Source organism: Mycobacterium sp., assembly GCF_035603715.1.
Lineage (GTDB): Bacteria > Actinomycetota > Actinomycetes > Mycobacteriales > Mycobacteriaceae > Mycobacterium.
The window spans coordinates 1-4,294 of sequence record NZ_DATNJW010000510.1 but is presented as its reverse complement, the minus strand read 5'-3'; the positions used below and the strand labels follow the sequence as shown (position 1 = coordinate 4,294).

Sequence of the window (4,294 nt, the reverse complement as noted above, 5' to 3'; positions counted from 1 at the left end):
GTGTTCGCCGAGGCGATCGGTCAGGTCGCGGTCGCGGCCGGCCGTGATGACACGTTGCCGATGCTGACCGGGATTCGCGTCGAAATCTCCGGTCAGTCCGTGGTTTTGGCTGCCACCGATCGGTTCCGGCTTGCGGTTCGGGAGCTGACCTGGTCGGCGGCTGCACCCGACGTAGAAGCCGCGGTGCTGGTGCCGGCCAAGACGTTGTCGGAGGCGGCAAAGAGCGGCGCCGACGGCGCCGAGGTGCACTTGTCGTTGGGCGCTGGACCCGCGGTCGGCAAGGACGGATTGCTGGGCATCAGTGGAAACGGCAAACGCAGCACCACCCGACTGCTGGATGCGGAGTTCCCGAAGTTCCGGCAGCTGTTGCCGACCGAGCACACGGCGGTCGCCACCGTTGGTGTGGCCGAACTGAGTGAGGCGATCAAGCGCGTTGCTCTGGTGGCCGATCGCGGCGCTCAGGTCCGGATGGAATTCTCCGAGGATGTGTTGCGACTTTCGGCGGGTGCTGACGATGTGGGTCGCGCCGAAGAGGACGTACCGGTGGAATTCGCCGGTGAGCCGCTGACCATCGCGTTCAACCCGACATACCTCACCGACGGGTTGGGGTCGCTGCATTCCGAGCGGGTGTCGTTCGGCTTCACCACACCAAGCCGCCCGGCGGTGCTGCGTCCGGCCGGCGATGACGACGCCCAACCCAGTGGCAGCGGGCCGTTCCCTGCGGCTCAGACCGAATACGTGTATTTGCTCATGCCGGTTCGTCTGCCTGGTTAGCGATTAGGTGTACGTCCGTCATCTGGGCTTGCGGGACTTCCGGTCCTGGGCGAATGTGGAGCTTGAACTGACGCCGGGGCGGACGGTGTTCGTCGGTTCGAACGGCTATGGCAAGACGAATCTTGTTGAGGCCCTGTGGTATTCGTCGACCTTGGGATCGCACCGCGTCGCGACCGACGCGCCTCTGGTGCGGCTCGGCGCCCAGCGGGCGGTGGTCTCGACGATCGTGGTCAACGAAGGCCGGGAATGTGCGGTGGACCTCGAGATCACGGCCGGGCGGGCCAACAAAGCGCGATTGAACCGCTCGCCGGTGCGCAGCGCCCGCGAAGTGATCGGGGTGCTGCGTGCGGTGTTGTTCGCACCCGAGGATCTGGCGCTGGTGCGGGGAGACCCAGGCGATCGACGCCGCTACCTCGATGATCTGGCGGCCGTCCGCCGTCCGCGGGTAGCGGCGATCCGCGCCGACTACGACAAAGTCCTGCGCCAACGCACCGCACTGCTGAAGTCCGCATCGGGCGCGCGATTCCGCGGCGACCGCGGCGCCTTGGACACCCTTGATGTGTGGGACGGTCACCTGGCCGCGCACGGTGCCGAATTGATGGCGGCCCGGATGACCCTGGTGAACGAACTCGCGCCCGAGGTGCAGAAGAGTTATCAGCTGTTGGCGCCGGCATCGCGGCCGGCATCGATCAGCTACCACGCCAGCGTCGATACCGAGCCGGACCGCCCGGACGTGGAAATGCTGCGGACGGCCCTGCTGGAGAAAATGGCTGCGCGCCGCGACGCCGAACTCGACCGCGGCGTGTGCCTGGTGGGCCCGCATCGCGATGATCTCGAGTTGCGGCTCGGCGAGCAACCCGCGAAAGGCTTTGCCAGCCATGGGGAATCGTGGTCGATGGCGCTAGCGCTGCGATTGGCCGCCTACGAATTGTTGCGCGCCGAAGGAAGCGATCCGGTGCTGTTACTCGACGACGTGTTCGCCGAACTCGACACCGCGCGCCGCGAAGCCCTCGCCACGGCGGCCGCCTCCGCAGAGCAGGTGCTGGTCACCGCCGCCGTGCTCGACGACATCCCCCGGGACTGGGTGGCCGACCGGGTGGACATCACCCTCACCGACGGTGACAGCGGCCCCGCGTCGGCGGTGGTCACTGCAGTGCATAACGAGGAGGTCGACAGTTGAATCCCGACGATGACACCCCGGACGGCGCCGCACCGCCTGAGCACTTGAGCGAAGTGGCCGGCATGGATCTGGTCCGGCGGGTTCTCGAAGAGGCCCGCGGCGTCGCCCGCACGCAAGGAAAAGACGTCGGCCGCGGGCGTCGGCTGCCCCCCGGCCGTCGTGTCGCGGGCAACGCAAGTCGGCGCCGGTGGTCGGGACCGGGCCCCGACGCGCGCGATCCGCAAACCCTCGCCAGCGTCACCCGCGACGTGGCCAAGAAGAGGGGCTGGTCGTCGCGCGTCGCCGAAGGCGCGGTTTTCGGGCGGTGGCCGGCGGTGGTCGGGTCGAACATCGCCGACCACGCGACGCCGACCAACTTGCGTGACGGGGTGCTTACCGTCGCGGCGGAGTCGACGGCCTGGGCCACCCAGTTACGAATCATCCAGAACCAAGTGCTGGCCAAGATCGCCGCGGAGGTCGGCGACGGCGTGGTGAACAGCCTGAGAATCACCGGCCCGGTCGCGCCGACGTGGCGAAAGGGACCGCTGCACATCGCCGGCAGGGGTCCGCGCGACACCTATGGGTGACCCCGCCGGGAGATTCGCTGAGGGCCGTCACAACGCGGGAAACCGCCTTGTCAAGCGTCAGGACGCAGCCCAGAGCGAAAAATCGCGCACACGGCGCAGATAGCTGTGTAGAAACGCCCCTACAGAATCGGTCCGAGACCGTGTTGACGGTAGACTGACAAAGAACCAGCGCAGAGTCATCGGACTGCCCGCGCGCAATCCCAAGGAGTGCCTCCCGACCGTGGCTGCCCAGAAAAAGAATCCGAAAGAGTACGGCGCCGATTCCATCACGATTTTGGAGGGGCTGGAAGCGGTCCGCAAACGCCCCGGCATGTACATCGGCTCCACCGGCGAGCGCGGATTGCACCATTTGGTTTGGGAAGTCGTCGACAACGCGGTCGATGAGGCGATGGCCGGCTACGCCGACACCGTCGACGTCAAGATTTTGGAGAACGGCGGCGTCCAGGTCACCGACAACGGCCGTGGCATCCCGGTCGCCACCCACGCCACCGGTGTCCCCACCGTCGACGTCGTGATGACCCAACTGCACGCCGGCGGCAAATTCGGCGGCGACGACGGCGCGTACGCGGTGTCGGGTGGTTTGCACGGGGTCGGCGTCTCGGTGGTCAACGCGCTGTCCACCCGACTCGAGGTGGAGATCTCCCGGGACGGCTTCGAGTGGTACCAGACCTACGACCACTCCGAGCCCGGCACGCTCAAGCAGGGCGACAAGACCAAGAAGACCGGCACCACGGTCCGGTTCTGGGCGGATCCCGGGATCTTCGAGACGACGAATTACGACTTCGAGACGGTGGCCCGCCGGCTGCAGGAGATGGCGTTCCTGAACAAGGGCCTGACCATCAACCTCACCGACGAGCGGGTGACCAAGGAAGAGGTCGTCGACGAAGTCGTCAGCGACACCGCCGAGGCCCCGAAGTCCGCGGAAGAAAAGGCCGCGGAATCCGTTGCGCCGCATAAGGTCAAACACCGGACCTTCCACTATCCGGGCGGCCTGGTCGACTACGTCAAGCACATCAACCGGACCAAGAATCCGATCCACGTCAGCATCGTGGATTTCTCCGGGAAAGGTCCCGGCCACGAAGTCGAGATCGCCATGCAGTGGAACGGCGGCTACTCGGAGTCGGTGCACACCTTCGCCAACACCATCAACACCCACGAGGGCGGTACCCATGAGGAGGGCTTCCGGGCGGCGTTGACGACGGTGGTGAACAAGTACGCCAAAGACAAGAAGTTGCTGAAAGACAAGGACCCCAACCTCACCGGCGACGACATCCGCGAGGGGCTGGCCGCGGTGATCTCGGTGAAGGTCAGCGAGCCCCAGTTCGAGGGTCAGACCAAAACGAAGCTGGGCAACACCGAGGTCAAGTCTTTCGTGCAGAAAATCTGCAACGAAGAGCTCCAGCACTGGTTCGATGCCAATCCCTCGGACGCCAAGACCGTCGTCAATAAAGCGGTGTCGTCTGCGCAGGCACGCATCGCGGCCCGCAAGGCGCGAGAGTTGGTGCGGCGCAAGAGCGCAACCGACATCGGCGGACTGCCCGGAAAGCTGGCCGACTGCCGGTCCACCGACCCGCGGAAATCCGAACTGTATGTCGTCGAGGGCGACTCGGCCGGCGGCTCGGCCAAGAGTGGGCGCGACTCGATGTTCCAGGCGATCCTGCCGTTGCGCGGCAAGATCATCAACGTCGAGAAGGCCCGCATCGACCGGGTGCTGAAAAACACTGAAGTGCAAGCGATCATCACCGCGCTCGGCACCGGTATCCACGACGAGTTC

4 protein-coding genes are annotated in these 4,294 nt (G+C 66.0%); all 4 read left to right on the top strand.

Annotated features, from left to right (window positions below; translation table 11 throughout):
- Positions 1-774, top strand: a 774-nt coding sequence (gene dnaN, locus VN856_RS21255; protein ID WP_325692620.1) for a DNA polymerase III subunit beta, incomplete at its 5' end; no start/stop codon positions are given.
- A gap of 7 nt (positions 775-781) precedes the next feature.
- The gene (gene recF / locus VN856_RS21250; protein WP_325692618.1) at positions 782-1,954 is read left to right on the top strand and encodes a DNA replication/repair protein RecF; all 1,173 of its coding nucleotides are present in this window, start codon (positions 782-784) and stop codon (positions 1,952-1,954) included.
- On the top strand, positions 1,951-2,520 hold the full coding sequence (locus VN856_RS21245; RefSeq protein WP_325692616.1) for a DUF721 family protein: 570 nt from the start codon (positions 1,951-1,953) through the stop codon (positions 2,518-2,520). The genes recF and VN856_RS21245 overlap by 4 nt, the downstream gene beginning before the upstream one ends.
- Positions 2,521-2,740: 220 nt before the next feature.
- On the top strand, positions 2,741-4,294 hold a 1,554-nt coding region (locus tag VN856_RS21240), incomplete at its 3' end, for a DNA gyrase subunit B (protein ID WP_325692614.1).